The sequence below is a fragment of the Sphingobium cupriresistens genome (assembly GCF_004152865.1).
Classification (GTDB): domain Bacteria; phylum Pseudomonadota; class Alphaproteobacteria; order Sphingomonadales; family Sphingomonadaceae; genus Sphingobium; species Sphingobium cupriresistens.
This window is the reverse complement of record NZ_SEOO01000119.1, coordinates 1-1,251: the sequence shown is the minus strand read 5'-3', so window position 1 is coordinate 1,251 and position 1,251 is coordinate 1. Positions and strand designations below refer to the sequence as shown.

Here is a 1,251-nt window from a genome sequence, read left to right as displayed (position 1 = left end):
GGGCATGGCCGCCCTTGCCACACCAATGATCGAGGAGGCACAGCCGCTACAGATTACACCCAAGGCCGCCTGAAAATGCAGCCCAGTGGCCACACCCGATTTTACACCACATTGACGGACGCGACCGGGGCTAGCCCCGGCAGAATGAGATGAGCCGACATTGTCCTCATCTCCTTTGCAGACGCGGAGACGGGGCCGATGATCCGACTTGGAGAATTGATGATGATCCTCGAACTACATCGGCAGGGTGTATCGATATCCGCCATTGCCCGACGCACTGGTCGCGATCCCAAGACCATCCGAAAATATATCGAACGGGGCATCGAGGCCCCGGTTTACGGCCCTCGCATGCTGGGTCGACCGAACAAACTGGCACCCTATCTGGAATTTTTGCGTGAGCGAGTGACGGCCTTTCCCGATCTGACGGCGGCGCGCCTGACGCGGGAAATCCGTGAGCTGGGATATATGGGCGCCTATACCGCGGTAAAGCGGTTCCTGGCAGCAATCCGGCCGGAAAACGGCCCTAAGCCCTTTGAGGTTCGGTTCGAGACGCCGCCTGGCGTGCAGGCACAGGTCGACTTTGCCCGGTTCGTCGTCGAATTTACCGATGAGCCCGGCGTCAGCCGGATCGTCTGGCTGTTCAGCCTGGTGCTGGGACATTCGCGCTTCCTGTTTGCGCGCTACGTCATGCATCAGGATCTCCAAAGCCTATTGCGCTGTCATATGCAGGCCTTTGAAGCGCTCGGCGGCGTCCCGATCGAGATCCTCTACGATCGCATGAAAACCGCTGTGACCGGGGAAGATGATCAGGGCCACATCATCTACAATCGATCATTGCTGGCTCTGGCCGGGCATTATCGCTTCGTGCCGCGCGCCTGCCGTCCCTATCGGGCCAAGACCAAGGGAAAGGTCGAGCGGCCATTCAGCTATATCCGCAAGGACTTCTTCCTGGGCCGGAGCTTCCGCAATCTGGACGATCTCAATGTCCAGCTGATCGACTGGCTCGATACCGTCGCCAACGTCCGTGTCCACGGCACGACGCAGCGGATTATTGCTGAAGCCTTCGCCGCCGAGCAGCCTGAGTTGCAGCTGCTTCCGGCGGGCCGCTTTGACGCTGTTCTGAATGCGTATTTCGCAAAAGTCGGACAGCCGCTTCGCTAAATCCCGGACAAGCGCTTCAGTAAATCCGGGACAGCTGGTGTAGGCAGTAGATGCCTGGTTACTGTCAGGGTTGAGTGATTTCGATATTTG

1 pseudogene is annotated in these 1,251 nt (G+C 58.8%); it reads left to right on the top strand.

Annotated elements, in window-relative coordinates:
* Positions 1 to 198 precede the first annotated feature (198 nt).
* Positions 199 to 1,122: pseudogene (gene istA, locus EWH12_RS21870) on the top strand (IS21 family transposase); the annotation flags it as partial.
* Positions 1,123 to 1,251 lie beyond the last annotated feature (129 nt).